13 protein-coding genes are annotated in these 20,802 nt (G+C 69.1%); 4 read left to right on the plus strand and 9 right to left on the minus strand.

Going from position 1 to position 20,802, the window contains the following annotated elements:
- Positions 1-4 precede the first annotated feature (4 nt).
- Genes ACCD06_RS04740 through bcsA form a run of 4 tightly spaced genes read right to left on the minus strand, consistent with a single transcriptional unit; the run spans position 5 to position 7,711 of the window.
- Positions 5-1,822, minus strand: coding sequence for a hypothetical protein (locus tag ACCD06_RS04740; RefSeq protein ID WP_413339141.1), 1,818 nt, complete (start codon positions 1,820-1,822; stop codon positions 5-7).
- Positions 1,819-2,865 (minus strand): glycosyl hydrolase family 8, encoded by a 1,047-nt coding sequence (locus tag ACCD06_RS04745; RefSeq protein ID WP_109075548.1) that lies wholly within the window; start codon positions 2,863-2,865, stop codon positions 1,819-1,821. Before ACCD06_RS04745 ends, ACCD06_RS04740 begins: the two co-directional genes overlap by 4 nt.
- The gene (locus ACCD06_RS04750) at positions 2,862-5,411 is read right to left on the minus strand and encodes a cellulose biosynthesis cyclic di-GMP-binding regulatory protein BcsB (protein WP_413339143.1); all 2,550 of its coding nucleotides are present in this window, start codon (positions 5,409-5,411) and stop codon (positions 2,862-2,864) included. Before ACCD06_RS04750 ends, ACCD06_RS04745 begins: the two co-directional genes overlap by 4 nt.
- A 14-nt stretch (positions 5,412-5,425) precedes the next feature.
- Positions 5,426-7,711: a UDP-forming cellulose synthase catalytic subunit gene (bcsA, locus tag ACCD06_RS04755; RefSeq protein WP_413339145.1), complete on the minus strand. Its 2,286-nt coding sequence runs from the start codon at positions 7,709-7,711 to the stop codon at positions 5,426-5,428.
- Positions 7,712-7,996: 285 nt separating this feature from the next.
- Here bcsA and ACCD06_RS04760 point away from each other — a divergent pair, with 285 nt between their 5' ends.
- The 3 genes from ACCD06_RS04760 to ACCD06_RS04770 are packed head-to-tail and all read left to right on the plus strand — an operon-like array spanning position 7,997 to position 10,122.
- The gene (locus ACCD06_RS04760; RefSeq protein WP_413339147.1) at positions 7,997-8,947 is read left to right on the plus strand and encodes an AEC family transporter; all 951 of its coding nucleotides are present in this window, start codon (positions 7,997-7,999) and stop codon (positions 8,945-8,947) included.
- A 15-nt stretch (positions 8,948-8,962) separates the two neighbouring features.
- Positions 8,963-9,439 carry an OsmC family protein gene (locus ACCD06_RS04765; protein WP_413339149.1) on the plus strand — a complete coding sequence of 159 codons (477 nt, stop codon included), beginning with the start codon at positions 8,963-8,965 and terminating at the stop codon, positions 9,437-9,439.
- Positions 9,436-10,122, plus strand: a complete 687-nt coding sequence (locus ACCD06_RS04770) for a nitroreductase (RefSeq protein WP_413339151.1) — start codon at positions 9,436-9,438, stop codon at positions 10,120-10,122. The genes ACCD06_RS04765 and ACCD06_RS04770 overlap by 4 nt, the downstream gene beginning before the upstream one ends.
- 12 nt (positions 10,123-10,134) lie before the next feature.
- Here ACCD06_RS04770 and ACCD06_RS04775 read toward each other — a convergent pair whose 3' ends face one another.
- The 4 genes from ACCD06_RS04775 to ACCD06_RS04790 form a co-directional block, all read right to left on the minus strand.
- A complete protein-coding gene (locus ACCD06_RS04775; protein ID WP_413339153.1) occupies positions 10,135-10,533 on the minus strand; it encodes a response regulator in 399 nt (132 codons plus the stop codon).
- 37 nt (positions 10,534-10,570) lie between these two features.
- The gene (locus ACCD06_RS04780) at positions 10,571-11,899 is read right to left on the minus strand and encodes a sensor histidine kinase (RefSeq protein ID WP_413339155.1); all 1,329 of its coding nucleotides are present in this window, start codon (positions 11,897-11,899) and stop codon (positions 10,571-10,573) included.
- Positions 11,900-12,047: 148 nt separating this feature from the next.
- Positions 12,048-14,645, minus strand: a complete 2,598-nt coding sequence (locus ACCD06_RS04785; protein ID WP_413339157.1) for a PAS domain S-box protein — start codon at positions 14,643-14,645, stop codon at positions 12,048-12,050.
- Positions 14,642-17,656, minus strand: a complete 3,015-nt coding sequence (locus ACCD06_RS04790) for a chemotaxis protein CheB (protein ID WP_413339159.1) — start codon at positions 17,654-17,656, stop codon at positions 14,642-14,644. The genes ACCD06_RS04785 and ACCD06_RS04790 overlap by 4 nt, the downstream gene beginning before the upstream one ends.
- 354 nt (positions 17,657-18,010) lie before the next feature.
- On the opposite strand from ACCD06_RS04790, the gene ACCD06_RS04795 reads away from it, so the two are divergent.
- Positions 18,011-20,056 carry an NAD(+) synthase gene (locus tag ACCD06_RS04795; RefSeq protein WP_413339161.1) on the plus strand — a complete coding sequence of 682 codons (2,046 nt, stop codon included), beginning with the start codon at positions 18,011-18,013 and terminating at the stop codon, positions 20,054-20,056.
- 152 nt (positions 20,057-20,208) lie between these two features.
- On the opposite strand, the gene ACCD06_RS04800 is transcribed toward ACCD06_RS04795, so the two are convergent.
- Positions 20,209-20,757 (minus strand): flagellar biosynthesis regulator FlaF, encoded by a 549-nt coding sequence (locus ACCD06_RS04800; protein ID WP_109075558.1) that lies wholly within the window; start codon positions 20,755-20,757, stop codon positions 20,209-20,211.
- Between the last annotated feature and the right edge of the window lie 45 nt (positions 20,758-20,802).

Below are 20,802 nucleotides of genomic sequence, written 5' to 3' on the forward strand. Positions count from 1 at the left end.
GCCCTTACCAGTCATGGTAAATGGTCTTCCAGGTGATGCTCACGCCTTCGCGCGATTCCTCGGTGCTCAGCCGGTCGTCGACGGACTTGAACTGGGCATAGGCCTCGTCGAAGCGCATCAGGTTGTAGAGCGCCCAGCCGCGCAGGATCCCGAGGTTCCGCGGCTCCGGCGTCAGCTCCTTGCGGGCGTCGAGCAGGCGCAGCACGTCGTTGTAGCGCTTGTCCTCCAGCGCCCGGTTCGCCTCCGTCGCCATCAGCGACGCGCGGATTTCCGCCTTCTGCGCCGGGGTCATGTTGGCGCGCGGCAGGTCACGGGTCAGGCCGACCGTGTCGCCGGTGGCCAGCCGCGCCACCGCCTGACCATAGGCGTTCTCCTGCGCCAGCGTCGCCTTCTGCGGCAGGCCGGCTGCTGCCGGCGTGCGCGTCGTCCCGGCGGCGCCGGTTCCGCTGGCGGATTGACCGCCCTTCGCCGGTTCGCGCGCGGCCATCGCCTGCGCCTCGGCGAAGGCGGCCTCAGCCTCCGACGGGCGCTTCATCTCCAGCAGGCACCAGCCGCGCTGCTGCAGAAGGGCGGCGGTCGGACCGCTTTTGGCGATGCTGTTGCGGATGATGCTGAGGCACTCGGCGAAGTCCTGGCGGGCCAGCGCCCGGTCAAGCTCGCTCGGCCCCTGCGGGCCGCTGCGCCCGCCGCCGGCCCCGCGCGGCGGATCCACCGCCTTTAGCGCCTGATCGATCCGGCTCGACTTGCCCTTCCACGGTGCGGCGGCGGCGCGGGCCTGCGCCTTCTCACCCAAGCCGTTGTAGGCCAGCACCAGCCCTTCCGCCGCCTTGTCGGACGGCACCCAGCCGTTGGCCTGCGAGAACCAGCTCTGCGCCTCGGCGAAGTTCTTCTGCTTCTGGAAATACCAGCCGAGCGCGATGGCGCCGTCGGCGTCCTGCTTGTCGCGGACGATGCCCTGGATGCGCGACAGGTCACCCGCCGTCAGCGCGCCGGGCTTGGCATTGCCGAGACGCTCCAGCAGCCGGCCGGTCTCAAGCTCGGCCTCCGCGGTGCGGACGGTGGAGTAATCCTCCCCCTTCGCCGGGTTGGCGGTGGCGCCCAGCGCGGTCAGTTCGCGCAGCTGGTCCGGGCTGAGATAGCGCGACGCCTTGAAGATGGTGTCGCGCCGCTCCTTCGCCTTGGGGCAGGTGCTGACGATGGTCCGGTAGGTGTCGAAGGCGCGGTCGGCCTGCTTCAGCTCGGCATAGGCCTCGGCCAGCCGCCACGCATTGTCCAGCCGGTTGCAGGCCACCGCCTCCGGATGGGCGGCGGCGGCATCGACCACCTCCTGCCAGCGCTTGGTGTCGCTGGCCGAGCGGATGCGGCCGGCGCTTTCGGCGGTGTCGAGTTCCTGCAGAAGCTTGTCCGACGGCTGCCAGGACGGCGACTTGCGCCGCTGCTCGGCGATGGCCGCCCGCGCCTCCGCCACCTTGCCGGCGGACATCAGGTTCCAGAACGGCGTCTCGTCGACGCCCGGGGTGGTCGGCTGCGGCGCGAACAGGTCCTTGGGCGGTTCCCAGCCCGGGTCGAGCGCGCGCAGCCGGGCGATCTCGGCCTCCAGCCGCTCGCCGTCGCCGATGCGGGCGTAATAGCGCAGCGCCGTCTCGTCCACCTTGCCGGCGGCGGGGGCCGAGCCGCTGCCGGGAGCCGGCGCCACCTCCACCTTCACGCCGGGGGCGAGCGCGCGGCCGCCGCCGTTCGACTGCGCCCATGCACCGGTTCCGGCAGCGGCGGTGGCGATGCCGGCGAGAAGAAGGGCCGAAAGAAGGACAGGACGGGTCACGGATCGATCCCCAGGCTTTGCGCCGCCAGCGCGGACAGATGGGCCAAGGTGGTGGAGTAATAGTCTTCGTCAGGCGCCAGCGGCGGCACCGTCACAGGATCACCCGCGCCGGCAAGACGGCAGGCCAAGCGGTAGACCGCCAGCATGCCGACCGATGCCGCCACCTGTGTGGTGGTGCCGCCCGGAAGCGAGACGGTGGCGGGCACCGTCGCGCCGCCGTATTTCGTCGCCAGCGTCGCGAAGGGCCGGAAATAATAGGGATCGCGGTAGCCGTCCCACGCCAGATAGAGCGGCACCCGCACGGCGTCGTAGCCGTACTGTTTCTTGAATCCGTCGGCGATGCCCACCGCCCCGGCGGCATCCAGCGTCATCCAGTCCGGCGGCAGTTGGAACCCGCCGAAGCGCGCCTTCGACAGCAGCACCAGCCCGGCATCCGACAGCTTGCTCCAGCGTTCTCCGCCGGGAAGGGCGGCGAAGGCGCGGATGGCCGGAAAGATCCAGTAGCTGGGGTTGAGGACCAGCGTGTCGCCCTTGCGGAAGCCGTCGCGTCCCGGCAGCAGCACGGTCAGCCCGGCCTGCTCCACCAGCAGGCCGGAGGCCAGCGCCTTGACGATGGCGGCGGCGGCGGTGCGGTAGGCCTCCGCCTGCCAGACCTCGGCGGCGCGCAGCAGCGCCCAGGCGATCAGCATGTCGCCGTCCGACGCGTTGTTGCGATCGGCAACGCCGCCGTCGGGCGTCCAGCGCCAGGCGGCCAGCCCGTCGCCGCGCACCATCAGCACGCGCTGGGTCCAGCCCCACAGCCGGTCGAAGGCGGCGCGGTCACCCGCCGCCACCGCCAGCAGCATGCCGTAGCCCTGCCCTTCGGAATGGCTGATGCCCTTGTTGCCGGTGTCGACGATCCGACCTTCCGGCAGCAGGAAGCGCTCGGCATAGCGGCGCCACGCCGCCGCGTCGAAGGGCGCCGCGCGCAGGTTTCCCGGCAAGGCCGCCGCCAGCCCGAGGGCGGCCGATCCGATCAGCAGGTCGCGCCGCGATGCCGTCATGATCCGCTTCCCTCCCCCACGCTGCTTTCGCCCCCGCTGCGTTCACGATGCCCGCCCTTCAGCAGCAGGCGCATGCTGACCGTCAGCACCACCGCCGTGCCCAGCAGCAGGGCGAACAGGACCTCGATCCGCTGCGACAGGTTGCGGGCCAGAATCAGGATCAGGTTGCCGATGTCAAAGGGATTGAGAATGATCTGGTAGGGGCGCGACGCCTCCAGCGTGGTGACGGCCGGCGCCGCGCTGCTCCACAGCGCCCCGCCGCCGCGCAGCTTGTCCCACTGCTTCTCCCCCTGGCCCGCCTCGCCCAGGCTGCGCATGGCGCGGTCGATGGCGCGCGGGTCCGACGCGGTCAGCAGGGTCCAGGTCAGCGGATCGTTGCCGGGAGCCCGGTATTGCAGCAGGGCCGCCTCCGGCAGCGTCTCGGCGGTCTCGGTCAGCGCCACGACGTCGACCGGCGCATCCTCCACCGTCCAGTGGTTGATGTAGCGCGCGGCGGCCGCCACCACCCGCCGCGCCCAATCGGGCAACCAGCCATGTCCGGCGGCCGGTTCCCTGGCGTCGCCGGCCATCCGCTGCCAGCGGTTCGCCGTTCCGCCGTCGGCCGCCATCGCCGACCCCATCAGGCCGATCTGCCCCGACGTCTGCGCCGTTGCTCCCGGCCGTGCCGCGCCGGTGCGGGCGGCGTTGCCCGACCAGCCCAGCCGCAGCCGGTCGGCCAAGGCACGGCGGTCGGCCGCCGCCATCGGCTCGCCCCGCGCCTTGGCCTGGGCGATCAGCGATCCCGCCTCCAACAGTCCGGCCAGACGGTCGGCGGGAAGCGGCGCGGTGGCGAAGACCGCCTGCGGCAGCGCCGCGACCGGGCCGACGATCAGCGCATTGTCGTTCGGCGCTCCGTCCCAGCCGGTGTAGGGCACCACCGCCATCAGGTCGCCGGCCCGTTGCGCCAGCTTGGCCGTCAGGCTCCAGGCGGCACCGGACCAGGCGGGATCGCGCCCGACGACCACGAGGTCGAAGGGCGGTGCCGGCTCGCCCCCGGCGACTCCGCCATAGGGGTAGGCGGTGCTGGCGAAGCCGCGTAGGTTGGGCAGGGTGACCAGACGGGCGAAGCCGGGGATTTCGATGCTGGAGCTGTCCAGCAGGGTGAAGGTCGGGCGCCGCACCGCGAAGACGCAGTCGGTTCCGCCGGCCGGCGGCAGTTCCGCCTCCACCTCGATCAGGTTGGGGCCGGGGCGGAACAGCGCCATCGCCAGCGGCATCTCGCCATTCTCGATCACGCCGCTGGACCGCTTGTCGACCTCCATGGCGCCGGCCGCCTTGCCGTTCACCCGGACGTTCAGCACCGCGCCGGGGCCGAGATTGCCTTCGAAGGCGCCATTGACGTGGAACAGGATGGAACGGTCGCTGACCGGGGCGAAGCCGGCCGGCAGCGTCAGGCCGAAATGGCCGGTGTAGCGGTAGCCGCTGTGCTGCACCGTCTGGAAGCCCAGCTCCGACAGTCGGTAGCGCCCTTCCGCCTGCACCGGTGGGGGCGGCGGGGCGGCGGGCGCGGGCGCGTCGGCGACGATCATCGCCGTCTGGGTCGGCAGCGGCCGGGTGACGTCGGACAGCCGCATCACCGCCTGATCGACCTCCTGCTGCGTCCGGCCCGACGCGACGGCGACGAAGCCGCCGCCGGTCCCGTCGCCTGCGGCCGGCAGGGGATAGACCGCCAGGAACGGGCCGGTGATGGCGGCGGCGCGCGCCTCCCCCAGGATCGGCGCGATGCGGTCGCGGGTGCCGATCAGGATGTTCTTGCCGCCGGGCAGCGGCAGGCTTTCCAGCGTCGGCGCCGCACCGCCGGCGGGCTTGGCCGGCACCGGCACCGCCACAACGCGCGGGGTCCGGTCGCCCAGCAGCAGGCCATAGGACTGCGCCACCATGGAGCCCCAGCCGAGATGGTCGGCGTCGATCTCGCTGCCGGGATAGAGGATCGCCAGCGGTTCGCGCGCCCGGTCGACGGAGGCCAGCAGCTGGCGCATCATCGCGAGGTCCGGTTCCGGCACGCCGCCGTCCGACAGGAGGGTCAGCGAGGACGCCGCCAGATTGACCCGCGCCCACAGGTCGTAGGTGCCGCGGACCGTGCAGATGGCGCGGTGCTGGGCGCTGGTCTGGAAGACGATCTGGTTCTCGCCGGGACGAATCAGGCTGCCCGGCAGGGTGATGGAGGCGTTGACCGGTCCCCGGAAGGCGGAAAGCGGCAGGTCGGCCACCGGCGAGCCGTTGATGAAGACCGACATCGCCCCCTTCTCGGGCAGGATGTCGATGCCGTTCTCGTAGGTCAGCGCCAGCACGGCGGAGGTCAGCCCGACCACCGGTGGCAGGACGGCGCGCAGGACCACCGTCTCCGTCTCGCCGTTGAGGGTGACGTCCGGCTGGTCGTCGCGCAGGTTCGACAGCGGGATCACCCGCTTGTCAGCCGCCAGCACCGGCGGCGCCCAGCCGATCCACAGGGACAGCAGAGCCAGCAGCATCCAGCCGGCCCGGCGAACGCCGGTATGATTGCGCATGCCCGCCATCGCCGTTACGGAGCCTGGAAGGTCACGATGCGCCGCAGCGCGCCGGGCAGGGCCAGCAGCACATGCCCCAGCCGCGGCACGACCCGCGTGGCGAAGAACAGCAGCCCGCCGAAGAAGGTCGGCGCGGCCACCCGCTTGCGGTCCAGGAAGATGTCCCAGCCGACGCTGTTGCCGAAGACGAAGCGCGCCATCTCCACGATGTCCTGGCGGTCGCGCGGGGCGAATCCGGCGCCGACCGCCAGCTCGCCGCCGCGCATCTCGATGCGGAAAATGCGCACGCCGGTGGTGGTCGCCGCCTCCGTCTCCGTCGCGGCGATGGTCAGGACCGGTGTGCGGTCGGGCAGGGCCAGCAGATCGCGCCATTTCGGATCGACGATCAGCCCGACGCCGCCGGCCGACACGTCGGCGACCGTCAGGTCGATGCTGGTCCCGTCCTCGAATTTCAGCGCCGCCGGGCGGTCGACGGTGAAGCGCTCCTGCCGGCGGACGCGCTTGCGCTCATAGACGACGGCGAGGCCGCCCAGCGCCAGCAGGAAGCTCAGCGAACACCACACCGCCACCGGCACGATGGCGGCGCGGTGTTCCGGGAAGATCGAATAACGCCAGGCGCAGGCGCCCAGACCGGCGGCCAGCAGCAGCGTGGTGACGATGAAGGGCGTGGCGAGCGGCGAGAAGCCGTCCTCGTCCACCGACTGGCCCTTGGCGGTCACCTTGAACACCGGGTCGCGCGGCCGGATCATCGTCGCCAGCGCCGCGCGGGAGACGTGGAAGGATTGCAGGTATTCGTACAGTTCCGAGAACAGCGGCCAGCGCATCCGCCCGTGCAGGAACTGCGACAGGAAGGCGGCGGCGAAGACGTGCGGAATGACGAAGCAGGCGAAGTCCGGCAGGTTGATGCGGTAGATCTCCAGCCCGAACAGCGCGTAGCACAGCGGCGACAGCAGGAAGATCGGCCGCCAGAACCAGAAGAACCAGTAAAGCATGGTGCTGGTGTAGCAGAGCCGCTGCGACATGGTCAGGCCGCGCTTGAACAGCGGGTTCTTCAGCAGGAACAGCTGGATCATGCCCTGGGTCCAGCGCGAGCGCTGGGCGATGAAGCTGTCGAAGGTTTCCGGCTGCAGCCCGGCGATCAGCGGGCGTGGCAGATAGACGCTGCGCCAGCCGCGCGAATGCAGCTCCAGCGCCGTCTCGCAATCCTCCGTCACGGTGTCGCCGCTGAAGCCGCCGACCTCCTCCAGCGCGGCGCGGCGCAGGATGGCGGCCGACCCGCAGAAGAAGGAGCCGTTCCAGCGGTCGAGCCCCGGCTGGATCGAGTAATAGAACATCTCGTTCTCGCTCGGCATCCGTTCGAAGGTGCCGAGGTTGTATTCGACCGGGTCGGGATTGACGAAGAAATGCGGCGTCTGCACCAGGAACAGGCCGGGGTCCTGCTGGAAGAATCCCACCGTCGCCTTCAGGATGCCCACCGTCGGCACATGGTCGGCATCCAGGATCAGCAGCAGGTCGCCCGACGTCTTGTGAAAGGCGTGGTTGATGTTGCCGGCCTTGGCATGCTCGTTGCGCGGCCGGGTCATGTAGGTGACCTGCAGCCGCTCGCACAGCGCTTGCAACGTCTCGCGCCGCGCCTTGGCGGCTGCGGCCTGTTCCGGGTTGGCGTGGGCCAGCTTCTGGTCGGTGCCGCCGTCGTCCAGCAGATAGACGTGCAGCTTGTCGCGCGGGTAGTCGATGCAGACCGCGGCGGCCAGCGTCGTCTCCAGCAGCTCCGGCTCCTCGTTGTAGGAGGGGATGTAGACGTCGACGCTGGGCCAGAGGGCGGGATCGCCCGTCGGCTCCGACGGTTCGCGGGCGACGGGGTCGATGATGACGAACAGCGAGGTCAGGAACAGCACGAAGGACAGCGCCTCGGCTGCGAACAGGGTGACGCCGGGGATGAAGTTCACCAGATCGTCGACCGGCGGCATCGTGCCGGTCAGCCGCCAGAAGAAATAGCGGAAGGTGACGAAGGCCAGCAGCAGCACGGTCAGCGTGCGGGCATGCCAGAAGCGCTGGGCGAAGCGCCCCAGCACGAAGGCCGCCGCAACCACGCCGGCGGAAATGGCGGCACTGGCAAATCTTCCAACGGGCAGGGCCGCCAGCGCAAGGAACAAACCCGCCGACAGCAACAACAGAATCCAGAGCAGAACCGACCGCAGCGAGAACCGGCGACTCTTCAGGCTCGACTGTCGTTTGGCTTGCTGCGCCTTATTGTTCAGAGGGCGAACAACGGTCTTGGCGCCGGACGAAGTTGTCATGCGGATCCGCGGAATGGGGCCATTCCACCTTAGTGGGTGCCCCCTTATGGCTCAAGCTTCGTTACAAATCGTTACTGACTCGTGATAAAGGTTGCTCAAAAGCCATGCATGTCCGGCCGGGGCCTTCCCGACGCCCCTTCCGGCCGTGACGGACGCCGCCATTGCCGGTCCACAGTGTCATGACTCGGGATGAACACCGGCCCCGACGCGCAAACTGATCCTTTGCGCGGCTGCCTTGCGCGGCGGCTTGGGCTTGGGGGGATGACGCGGCGCGGGAATGCCGCCATGGTGACGGACAATTCGTCCACCCACCGGTTGCAGCACGGGATCCCGACCGCCTCCATGCCCGCCTTCGCCCTTCTGTCCGACGCCTTCGCGGTGCTGGCCCCGGTCTTCCTTGTGGCGGCGCTGGGCTATGGCTGGGCCCGTCGAAAGCTTCCCTACGACAGCGCCTTCATCACCACCTTCGCGATCAACGTGTCGTCGCCCTGCCTGGTCTTTTCCGCCCTGACCCGGCTGCACCTGTCGGCCGACGTGATGGGGGAGATGGCGCTGGCGGCGACCGCCTGCATGGCGCTGACCGCACTGGCGTCGATCCCGGTGCTGCTGGCGAGCGGGCTGTCGCTGCGGGTCTATGTGCCGGCGATGGCCTTTCCCAACGCCGGCAACCTTGGTCTGCCGGTCTGCCTGTTCGCCTTCGGCGAGAACGGCCTCAGCCTTGCCGTGCTGTTCTATGCGGTGATGGCGGTCGGCCAGTTCACGCTTGGGCCGGCGCTGGCCGCCGGGCGGTTCGACCTGGGGCAGATGGCGCGCACGCCGACGATCTATGCGGTGGCGCTGGCGGTGGCGATCCAGCTGGCCGGGCTGCCGCTGCCGGTGTGGATCGGCAACACCACCACGCTGCTGGGCAACTGCGCCGTGCCGCTGATGCTGTTCTCGCTGGGGGTGGCGCTGTCGAAGCTGCGGCTGTCGGGGGCGGTGCGGGCGCTGTCGATGTCGGCCTTCCGGCTGGCTGTGGGCTTCGCCATGGGGCTGCTGGTGGCCTGGGCGCTGGGGCTGACCGGGGCGACGCGCGGCGTGGTGCTGGTGCAAAGCTCGATGCCGGTGGCGGTCTTCAACTATCTCTGGGCGCTGCGCTACGGCAATTCGCCGGAGGATGTCGCCGGCATGGTGCTGGGGTCCACCGCCATGGCCTTCGTCGGGCTGCCGGCGCTTCTGATGATCGTGATGCAGTAGGAAGGGAGGAAGTTCATGGCGAACAGGCAACACCGCTATGCCGTCCGGCTGGGCTGGACCGGCAATCTCGGCACCGGCACCTCTGCCTACAAAGCCTACAGCCGCGACCACGAGCTGACCGCCGGGACCAAGCCGGCCATTCCCGCCACCTCCGATCCGGCCTTCCGCGGCGATCCGGCGCGCTGGAACCCGGAGGAAATGCTGGTCGGCGCCCTGTCCTCCTGCCATCAGCTCTGGTACCTGCATCTCTGCTCGGTCGCCGGAATCGTCGTCACCGCCTACAGCGACGATGCCGAGGGGGTGATGGAGGAGGAGGCCGACGGCGCCGGCCAGTTCACCACCGTCGTGCTGCGGCCGCGGGTGACCCTGGCGCCGGGATCGGATGCCGGCAAGGCGCTGGCCCTGCACCATGACGCCGCGCAGAAATGCTTCATCGCCCGCTCCGTCAACTTCCCGGTCCGGCACGAGCCGACGGTGGAGGTCGAGGGATGAGCGACGCCCCTCCCCTCTCCGCACTCGATGCCGTCGCCGGCCGGCGCAGCATCCGCGCCTTCCTGCCAACGCCGGTGGAGCGGGAGACGGTGCTGCGCATCCTCGACCTCGCCGCCCGCGCGCCGAGCGGTTCCAACATCCAGCCCTGGAAGGTCCATGCCATCGCCGGGGAGGCGCGCGCCGCCCTGTCGGCCGACCTGCTGGCCGCCCATGAAGCGGGGGAGCCGGAGGTGCCGGAATATCCCTATTACCCGGAAAACTGGCGGGAACCCTATCTCGGCCGCCGCCGGGCGGTGGGATGGGCGCTTTACGGTTCGATCGGCATCGGCAAGGGCGACCGCGAGCGGATGGCGCGCCAGCACGGCCGCAACTGGCTGTTCTTCGGCGCGCCGGTCGGGCTGTTCTTCTCCATCGACCGCGACATGGGCAAGGGTGCCTGGCTCGATCTCGGCATGTTCATGCAGAATGTCATGATCGTCGCCCGCGGCTTCGGGCTGGAGACCTGCCCGCAGGCGGCCTTCTGCTACCGCCACGCCATCACCGCCCGCCATCTGGGGCTGCCCGACACGGAAATCATCGCCAGCGGCATGGCGCTGGGCTTCGCCGACTGGTCGGCCCCGGAAAACAACTTCCCGACCGAGCGGGAACCGGCCGAGGCGTTCACCCGCTTCACCGGCTTCTGAAAACGTCGCTTCTTAGAGGGTGACGAATCCGCTGGGCGCCGCCGCCGACGGGGCGCAGGGCGACAGCAGCCGGGAGACGAAGGCGGCGGTCTGCACCAGGACGCGCGGCGAGAACGGCTTGGCGATATAGCCCAGCCCGACGCCGCCGGCCTGGGCCTTGCTGGGCGGATTCCCGGTGGCGAAGACGCACGGAATCCCCAGCGCCTTCAATTCGCGGGCGACGTCCAGCCCGTTCGATCCGTTGGCCAGCTTGATGTCGACGAAGGCCATGTCGGGTGTCTCCTTCCCGGCGAGGGCGAGGGCGGAGGGCAGATCCTCCGCGATCCCCGTCACCTCATGGCCGGCGGACTGAAGCGTCAGCGCCACGCCCTCGGCGATCAGAAATTCGTCTTCTATGATCAGTATCTTCATTGTTTTTCTTGTAATTTTTGCACGATGTCCGGAAACGTCACGCCTGGGTTGGCGTTCCCGGCTTCATGGGGAAAGTTAAAAGGAAGCGCGTGCCCGGAGTCAAACGTTCGATCTCCAGCCGCCCCCTTATCTGCCGCGTCAGATTGCGGACCGTGTTGAGCCCGAAGCCACCGCCGCCGCTGCTGGCGACCTCGTCGGGCAGGCCGATGCCGTCGTCGGCGACGTCGATGCGGACCTCGTTCCCCTCCACCTCCATGTCCAGCCTGACGGTGCCGGTCCGCCCATCGGGGAAGGCGTGCTTGTAGCTGTTGGTCAGCAGTTCGTTGACGATCAGCGCCACCGGGACCGCCGTGTCGACCGGCGCCGCCAGCGGCGTGCCCACCGCCACACTCATCGCCGGCTCGCCGCCGCCAGCGCCGCTGGACGGGACCGCGTTCTCGGCGATGCTGCGGATCAGGTCCGACAGTTCGACCGTGTCATACACCGCACCGTCGCCGTAGAGGCGGCGATGGACCTCGGCGATCGCCAGCACGCGGCTGCTGCTGTCCAGCAATTCCTGCCGCACCTCCTGGCTGCGATGACGGAGCGCCTGTGTCCGCAGCAGGTTGGCGACGATCTGCAGCGAGTTCTTCACCCGGTGGTTCACCTCGTCCAGCAGGATGCGGTTCTCCTGCAGCGCCAGGGCCAGCGCCTGCCCCTCCGCCCGTTCCGCCTGATAGTCCAGCTCCAGCCGCCGGACGGTCGTGTAGCCGAGCCAGCCGGTGACCGTCACGAACAGCAGCCCATAGGCAATCATCAGCAGTTCGAGGATGGTGGCGTGGCGGCTGCGGCGGGCGAGCAGCATGTCCTCCTCCGCCCGCATGGTGGCGGTCAGGCGGCGAATCTCGGCCATCGTGCTGGCGCCCTTCCCCTCACGGATGGTCGCCAGTGCCTGCTCCAGCCCGCTTTCGGCGGCCTGCCGCAGCACCTCGCCGATCTGGTCCAGCCTTTGGGCGGTCAGGGCACGCAAGGCCTTCAACGTGTCCTGCTGAACCGGGTTGTCGGCGGTCAGCGACCCGACGCTGTCCAACAATCGACGGCTGTGCTCCCTCGCCTCCTCGTAGGCGGCGAGATGACCAGGGTCCCGCAGCAGCAGGTATCCCCGCTCGCCGGATTCCGTGTCCGAGAGAGCGGATTGCAAAGCCTCGACGGCAGAGATCACCTCGCGGGTGTGGTCGACCCAGTCGATGGCGCGCCGATACTCGATGAACACGGTGACAAGCAGCAGGAAGCCGACGAACAGGCCGCCGAGCAGCAATGCCGATACTCTGGCGGCACGGGCGCGCACCATCCGGCGCGCAATGCTGGCATCCGTGTTGATGGACATGGCCCGTTCCCGCTTCACGCCGACGACTGCCCGATCCGTAGCCCGAGCAGTCTGTATCTTCTCGCAGTGGCGGCATTGACGTGAGTCAAATGAAACGGCGCTGGAAAAAGGCTATGGGCACTACCCCCAATATGACAGGACTCCACCGTCACCGGCCCAGCGCCGACGCCAGCGTGTCCTGCAGGCGGGCGGGCTGGATCGGCTTGTGCAGCAGAGCGCACTGCGCGCCGGCGGCTTCGCGCAGACGGTCGGCCGAGGTGTCGCCGGTCAGCAGAACGCCGGGAACGTCGCGCGACAGGCGGCGGCGGACCATGTCCATCACCATCAGCCCCGTGGTTCCTTCCGGCAGGCGATAGTCGGCGAGGATCAGGTCGGGCGGTTCGCCGGCATCGATCAGGCTGTCCAGAAGCTGTTCCGCCTCCGCCCCGCTGCCCGCCTCCATCACGCGATAGCCCCAATCCTCCAGCATCAGGACCAGCGCCATGCGGATGACAGCGTCGTCCTCCACCAGCATGACCAGACGGTCGGTGCCGTCGCCGGAGAGGCTGTCCGCAGCGCTCCCGTCGGCATCGGCCCACTCCCTGCCTTCCGCCTTGGGTTCCGTCAGCGGCAGGCTGACGGTGAAGCGGCTGCCGCGGCCGAGCGAGGAGGTCACGTCGATGACCCCGCCGAGCATGGTGACCAGCCGCCGGGCGATGCTCAGCCCCAGCCCCAGCCCTTCCCGCCGGTCGCGGGCGGCGTTGCCGACCTGGAAGAAGTCCTGGAAGATTCGGCCGATATGCTGGTCGGCGATGCCGATGCCGTTGTCCCACACCTCGATCTGCAGGCGGTCGCCGCGCCGCCGGGCGCCCAGCAGCACCCGGCCGCCGGGGGCGTAGCGCAGCGCGTTGGTCAGCAGGTTGCGCAGCACCCGCTCCAGCAGTCCCGGATCGGTCCGCGTCGTCAGCGGCGGAGCCACCAGACGCAGCCTCTGCCCACCCTTTTCGGCCGCGTGAGCGAATTCGCCATGCAGCCGGGCCAGCAGGGCGGCGATGTCGACGGGTTCCGGATTGGGGGCCACCAGCCCGGCTTCCAGCTTGGAAATGTCGAGCATCCCGTCCAGCATGCCGCCCAGTCCGCCGAGCGACGACTGGATCTGCTCCGCCATCCGCCGTGCCCCGGTGGGAAGGTTTTCCCTCAGCAGCAGGTCGGACAGCAGCAGCAAGGCCTGCACCGGCTGGCGCAGATCGTGGCTCGCCGCCGCCAGGAAGCGTTCGCGGGCGTCCAGCGCCACGTTCAGGTCGCGCTCCAGCGCCTTCACCGCGGTGATGTCGGCGACGCTGGACACCACGGCCTCCACCCCGCCGGCCTGATCGGCGACGGGATGGCTCGACACCCGCAGCCAACGGGTGGGCGCGGTCGCCTCCTCCCCCTCGACCAGACCGATGATGCGCTCGACCACCGGCTTGCCGTTGCGCGCCGCCTCCGCCGCGGGGGGAAGTCCGTGCAGGCGGTTGCCGTTGGCGTCAATGAAGCGGCGGCCGGCGGTGGTCGGTGCCGGCTGCCCGTCCGCCGCATCATAGGCGGATGCGGTGGGGTCGAGCAGCGCGCGGGCCGGGCCGTCCAGCAGCCGCTCCGCCATGGCATTCGCCAGCAGGTTGTGGCCGTCGGCAGCGGTCATCGCCAGCGCGTCGTGCAGCGACTGCACCAGCACCCGGTGCCGCCGTTCGCTGAGGTTCAGCGCCGCTTCCGCCGTCCGTCGCGCGGTGACGTCGCGGAAGGCTACAACGGCGCCCTGGATGCGCTCCTCCATCGGGGCGAGGCGCTTGCCCGACGCCAGCATCGGCGAGATGGAGATTTCCACCAGCAGCGTGCCGCCATCCTCGCGACGCAGCTTTTCACAGGCGACCCGGCGGGGCCGGCCATCGGTCAGCGACAGAGCCAGCGCGCGGGCCGCCCCGCCGGTCGGAACCGCGTCGCCCTCCCCGACCGGCAACCCTGCCTCGGTCTCCGGCGCCGGGCCGGCCAGCAGGTCCGACGGCGGCCGGCCGATCAGGTCGAGATCGAGATGCCCGGTCATCGCCGTCGCCGCGGCGTTGACGAAACGGATGCGGCCGTCGGCGTCGACCCCCAGGATGCCGTCGCCGACCGATTGCAGGATGTGGTGATAGTCGGCGCGCGCCCGCTCGGCGTCGTCGCGGGCCTGCTGCACCTCGCGCAGCCAGGCGTTGCGCTCGGTCAGGTCGGTGATGGTCAACAGCACGTCGCCGCGGTCGCTGTCGTCCAGCGTCACCCGGCGGGCGTCGGTCAGCCCGTCCATGATCGTGCCCTGCGGCCCGAGGAAGCGGAACTCCTGCCGGATCCACTCGCCGCCGTCGCGCAGCCGGCCGAGGGCGGTGAACAGCCGGCCATGATCGACACTGTCGACCAGCAGCGTCAGCGGCCGACCCTTCAGCCGCAGCATCGGCAGACCGAACTGCCGTTCGGCGGCGCTGTTGGCCTCGCCGACGATGCCGGCGGCGTTGACCGCCAGACAGGCCAGCGGCACCGACTGGAAAAGCTGGAGATATTGCAGGCGCGACGCCTCCAGCGCCTGCTGGGCGCCGCGCAACTCCTCGTTCTGGATCTCCAGTTCGGCCTGATGGACGTACAGCTCGTGCAGCAGTTCCTTCATCGAGGTGGCGGTGACGTCCGCCGCCTCGAAATTTCCGCCGCTGAGGATGGTTTCGGCACGGCGCCGCAGGCGGCCGGAGGAGTCCTCGCTCATTTCTCGCCTCCGCCGGCCTTACCGGCCCCGTCCAGTTGCAACTCCATCAGCCTGCGGTTGGTGATGTTGATGTGGCTGACGACGATGCCGCCGCCATGGTCGTTCAGGCGGGTGGCGTGCATCAGGAACCAGCGTTGCTCGTCGGGCGAATGGCAGGGATATTCGATGGTGAAGTGGTCGGCTTCGCCGTCCAGGATGCGGCGCAGACCGTCATGCACCGCGCGGCCGATGCCGTGCTTTTCCCGCTCCTCCGGAGTGAGGCAGACGTCGAGATAGTTGCTGCCGACGCCGCAACGCTCCATCGCCGGGGCGCCGTTGCGCTGGGCGAAGCTCTGCCACGCGGCGTTCACCATGACGATCCGGCCCTCGCGGTCGGTGACGGCGATATGCTCCGGCAGGCTGTCCAGCACCTTCTGCAGCCGCTCTTCCGCCAGCTTGGTGTCGGTCACGTCGACGAAGGTCACCACCACGCCGCCGACCTGATTCTTGTCGGTCAGGTAGGGCAGGATGCGGGTCAGCACCCAGCGGCCGTCATGGACGCGGACATGGCGCTCCATCGCCTCGTGCCCGTCGAACACCCGGCGGATGTCGCCTAGGAAGTTCGGATAGTCGATGTTGGTCGACAGGTGCGCGATGGAGCGGCCGATGTCGCGCGGGATGATGTTGATGAAGCCGGCCGCCGCCGGGGTGAAGCGGCGGATGACGAAATCGCCGTCCAGGAACACCGTGCCGATCTCGGTCGAGCGCAGCAGATTGTCCAGGTCGTTGGTGATCTCCGTCAGTTCCTCCACCTTCGCCTGATATTCGGCGTTGACGGAATAAAGCTCCTCGTTGACCGACTGCAGTTCCTCGTTGGTGCTCTGCAATTCCTCGTTGGAGGCCAGCAGTTCCTCGTTCGTCGCCTGCAGTTCCTCGTTGGCGGTTTCAAGCTCCTCGATGGTCGCCTGCAGGTTCTCGCCGCGCGACAGCAGCTCCTGCTCCAGCCCGCGGATGCGTTCGGCGGCGTCGGCATTCAGGTCGAAGTCGGAATCCGGCACCGACAGCGGCCGCAGGTTGGCGCGGTCCAGCACCACCAGGGCGAAGCGGCGCCCGGTCTTGCGCGCGACATAGGGCTGGACGCGCAGGCTGATCGCCGCCACGCCTTCGCGGTCCTTCACCGGGATGTTGGACAGCGCGAACTCCTCGCCGGAGCGGAAGGCGCGGTTCAGCGCGGTGCCCGTCACCATGGCGACCGACGACGGCAGCAGCTTCAGCACGTTCAGCGTCGCCTCGCCCGGCGGCACCTTCAGCAGCGAGGACGCGTCGCCGAACACATGCATGATCGTCATCTGTTCGTTGACCAGCAGGCAGGGCGGCACATAGGCCTTCATCAGCGCGGCCATCGCCTCGTCGATGGCGGCCCCCTCCTCCATCGCGTGGGAGCCGCCGTCCTCGCCATGCCGCGCCAGCGGGGCCGAAACGGTGGGCACCAGCAGCCGCGACAGCCGGAACGACCCGGCGCGCAGGCTCTGGAAAACCTTGTTGCGGCTGTCCACCGTGTGGAAATCGCCTTGCAGGTCGCCCAGCGTCTCGCTGGTGCCCAGGAACAGGAAGCCGCCCTGGCGCAGCGCGTACTGGAACAGGCTGAGCACCTTGCGCTGCAGCGGCTGGTCCATATAGATCAGCAGGTTGCGGCAGCTCAGCAGGTCGATCTTGGTGAAGGGCGGGTCGCGCATGATGTTGTGGGCGGCGAACACCACCATGCGGCGGATGTCGCGCGCCACCACATAGCTCTCGCCCTGCGCGGTGAAGAAGCGGGCGAGCCGTTCCTGCGACACGTCTTCGGCGATGGCGCGCGGATACTCGCCCAGGCTCGCCGCCTCGATGCTGTCCTGGTCGATGTCGGTGGCGAAGATCTTGACGTCGAAACTGCGTCCCAGCCGTTCCTGCGCCTCGGCGAACAGGATGGCGAGGGAATAGGCCTCCTCCCCGCTGGCGCAGCCGCAGACCCAGACGCGGACCATGTCGGTCGGGCTGCGGTTGGCGAGCAGGCCGGGGATCACCCGGTCGGCCAGGACGCGGAAGGCCGCGTCGTCGCGGAAGAAGCGGGTGACGCCGATCAGCATCTCCTTGTAGAGATTGACCGCTTCGGCGCTGTTCCGCCGCAGCAGGGCGGCATACTCCTCCATCGAATCGAGCCCGGCGCCCTGCATCCGCCGTTCGATCCGCCGCAACAGCGTCGCCAGCTTGTAATGCGAGAAATCGACCCCGGTGACGGAGCGGATGACCGCGATGATCTGGGCCAGCGGATCGTCGCCATCCTCGCGCCGCTGCCGGGAGGGCATCGGACGGGCACGGGTCAGCGCCTTGCGCGCATGTTCGATCAGCCGGGCCGGCAGGTCTTCCGGCGGCAGGGCGGCGTCGATCTGGCCGGTGGCGAGCGCGCTGCGCGGCATACCGTCGAACTGCGCCGTCTCCGGCTGCTGCACCGCTGTGAATCCGCCGGCCGATTTGATTGCCATCAGGCCGCGCGTGCCGTCCGACCCGGTACCCGACAGAATCAGGCCGATGGCGAGAGCCCCCTGGTCGCGGGCGAGCGCGGTCAGGAAGATGTCGATCGGCAGGCTCATGCCGCTGCCGGCATCCTTGGTGGTCAGCCGCAGGCGGCCGTCCTCGATGGTCAAATGCTTCCCCGGCGGCAACAGATAGACGGTGTTGCGCTGGACCGGCACGCCGTCGGTCGCCTGCACAACCTCCATCTCCGTGTGCTTGGCGAGCAGATCGACCATCAGGCTCTTGTGCACCGGCGACAGGTGCTGGACCACGACATAGGCGAGGTCGCTGTCGCCCGGCACCGCATCGAAGAAACGCTGCAACGCCTCCAGCCCGCCGGCCGAGGCACCGATCCCGACGATGCAGCAAGCCTGCTCCGGCGGCGCGCCATCTTGCGCCGGCATGGTCGCAACCGCGGCATCCCCCTGCAGCGTTGCGTCGTTCTGGTCGGGTTGTGTGCCCGATGTTTCGGTCGACACGGCGATAAACAAGTCCTTCTGGCGTCGTCTGGCGGTTCCCGGTGCAAGCGAGCCCTTCGCTATATCCGCCGCATTTGGTTTGGTCAACTTGGCTGTCGTAGGGATTCGTCCTGCATCGTCGTCATTTTAATTGGAATGCGTCCGATGTCGTATCGATTTGACTTTGGTTTTATAACGAATGTATCGTGTCTGAAGTATTTTGCGCCGAAGTGGCCCGCCGATCCCGTCCGAAAGGCCGGAAAGCCGGGGCTGACCGGGATGGGGGACCTGACGTGCGCGAAATTCCTGCTATGTTTGCTTCCCAGGCGCCACATCCGGGAGCGTCAGGGGCATGCAAGGCAGCAGGAACGAGTCATGAGCTTCACCTCGATCTATCGCCACGGATTCGCGCGGGTGGCCGCCTGCACCACGCGCTGCACCCCGGCCGATCCGGCGGCCAACGCCGCCGCCGTCCTGGAGGCCGCGCGCGCCTGCCACGACAAGTCGGTGGCGGTGGCACTGTTCCCCGAACTGGCGCTGTCCGGCTATGCCATCGACGATCTGCTGATGCAGGACCCGCTGATCGACGCGGTGGAACAGGCGATCCTCGATCTGGTCCAGGCCTCGACCGGGCTGATGCCGCTGTTGCTGGTCGGCGCGCCGCTGCTGTATGACGGGCGGCTCTACAACACGGCGGTGGCGATCCAGCGCGGCGAGCTGCTGGGCGTGGTTCCGAAGCAGCATCTGCCGAACTACCGGGAATTCTACGAGCGTCGCCAGTTCGCCTCCGGCGCCGGCACCGAAGGCGGGACGATCCGCATCGGCGACCTGACCGCCCCCTTCGGCCCAGACCTGCTGTTCTCCGCCGAGGACCAGCCCGGTCTGGTCGTCCATGCCGAGATTTGCGAGGATCTGTGGGTCCCGGCGCCGCCCAGCACCATGGCCGCCCTGGCCGGCGCCACCGTGCTGGCCAATTTGTCGGCCAGCAACATCACCATCGGCAAGTCCGACACCCGCCGCCTGCTGGCCAAGTCGCAATCGGCGCGCTGCCTCGCCGCCTATCTCTATTCGTCGGCCGGGACCGGCGAATCGACCACCGACCTTGCCTGGGACGGCCAGACCTCGATCTTCGAGAATGGCGAGATGCTGGCGGAGACCGACCGCTTCCCCGACGGCGCCCAGATGGCGGTGGCCGATGTCGATCTCAACCTGCTGCGCCAGGAACGGCTGCGCCAGGGCACCTTCGACGACAACCGGCGCCTGTTCTTTGATGCCACCGGCGGGTTCCGCACCGTCGCCTTCCGGCTCGATGCTCCGGAGGCGGATGTCGGGCTGTTGCGCGTGGTGCCGCGCCTGCCCTTCGTTCCGGCCGCCGCCGAACGGCTGGAGCAGGACTGCTACGAGGCCTACAACATCCAGGTCGCCGGGCTGGTACAGCGGCTGCGCGCCACCGGCATCGGCACGGTGGTGATCGGCGTGTCGGGCGGTCTGGACAGCACCCACGCCCTGATCGTCGCCGCCCGCGCCATGGACCGGCTGGGCCTGCCGCGCTCGGGCATCCTCGCCTACACCATGCCCGGCTTCGGCACCAGCGAGGGCACCAAGTCCAACGCCTGGCGGCTGATGACGGCGCTGGGGGTGACGGCCAAGGAACTCGACATCCGGCCGGCCGCCAACCAGATGCTGAAGGACATGGAGCATCCCTTCGCCCGCGGCGAGGCGGTGTATGACGTGACCTTCGAGAATGTCCAGGCCGGCCTGCGCACCGATTACCTGTTCCGCCTCGCCAACCACAACAACGGCCTCGTGCTCGGCACCGGCGACTTGTCGGAACTGGCGCTGGGCTGGTGCACCTATGGCGTCGGCGACCAGATGTCCCACTACAACGTCAATGCCGGCGTACCGAAGACGCTGATCCAGCACCTGATCCGCTGGGTCAGCCGCACCGGCCAGTTCCAGCAGGAGGTGTCGGAGACGCTGGACGCCATCCTGAAGACGGAGATCTCGCCGGAACTGGTGCCGGCCGGGTCGGACAAGGCGCTGCAAAGCTCCGAATCCGTGGTCGGGCCGTATGATCTGCAGGATTTCAACCTGTTCTACGTGCTGCGCTACGGCTTCCGCCCGTCGAAGATCGCCTTCCTGGCCCGCCATGCCTGGGGCGACGTCGCCAAGGGCGACTGGCCGGAGGGTTATCCGCTGGAGAAACGCCGCGCCTACAGCCCGGCCGAGATTCGCGACTGGCTGCGCGTGTTCCTGCGCCGCTTCTTCGGCTTCAGCCAGTTCAAGCGCTCCGCCATGCCGAACGGCCCGAAGGTGTCGGCCGGCGGCTCGCTGTCGCCCCGCGGCGACTGGCGCGCCCCGTCCGACGGCAACGCCCGCATCTGGCTGGAGGAACTGGAACGCGAGGTTCCGGCGGAGTGAGGGCAGTTCCCACCCCTCTCCTCGGCCGTCATCCCCGCCTTCGCGGGGATGACGGCCGAAAAACGCTCTGATGCTTCAGAAGTCTGGAAAGAATCAAAAAGGCCGGCGCCCCATCGGCGCGCCGGCCTTTCTCTTGTCGATCCCGATACCGCTCAGATCGAAATGCGCAGGGACTCGCGGTTGACCGGGGCGGCATCGGGGGCCGTCATCGGGCGCGGCGGCACGGCCGGGCGCATGGCGGCGGGCGGCTGGCCCGGCGCCGGAGCGGCCTGGGCGGCAGGCGCCTGCAGAGCGGCGGTCTGCGGCGTTTCCGGATGCGGCTGGGTCGCCTGCTGGGCGGCGATGAACTGCCCCTGGGCGGTCAGGCCGCTGGCGACGTTGCGGTTGATGTTGACCAACGTGTCGATCTTGGCGAAATCCAGGTCGACCAGACGGTTGGTCGTCTCGCGGTCGACCAGCAGCGACAGGGCCGCGATGTTCGTACGGACCTCCGGCGGATGGCCGCAATCCTCTTCGGTGATCGCGGCCTGGAAGATCGTCCACAGGCGCTGATTCAGCTGAAGAGCCTCGCGAAAGGCCTTTTCGTCCTTGGCATGGCTGGCGGCGATGATACGGCGCGCCGCTTCCGCCAGGGCCCAAGCCTCGACGTCGCGCGGATTGTCCGAGGTCGGCTTGTTGGCGTAGGTGGGAGTCGGCTTCATTCCAAACCCTCGGGGGAAAACCCATCCGGTGGGGCGGACCTGCCC

The sequence above is a fragment of the Azospirillum sp. CT11-132 genome, from assembly GCF_047302835.1.
Lineage (GTDB): Bacteria > Pseudomonadota > Alphaproteobacteria > Azospirillales > Azospirillaceae > Azospirillum.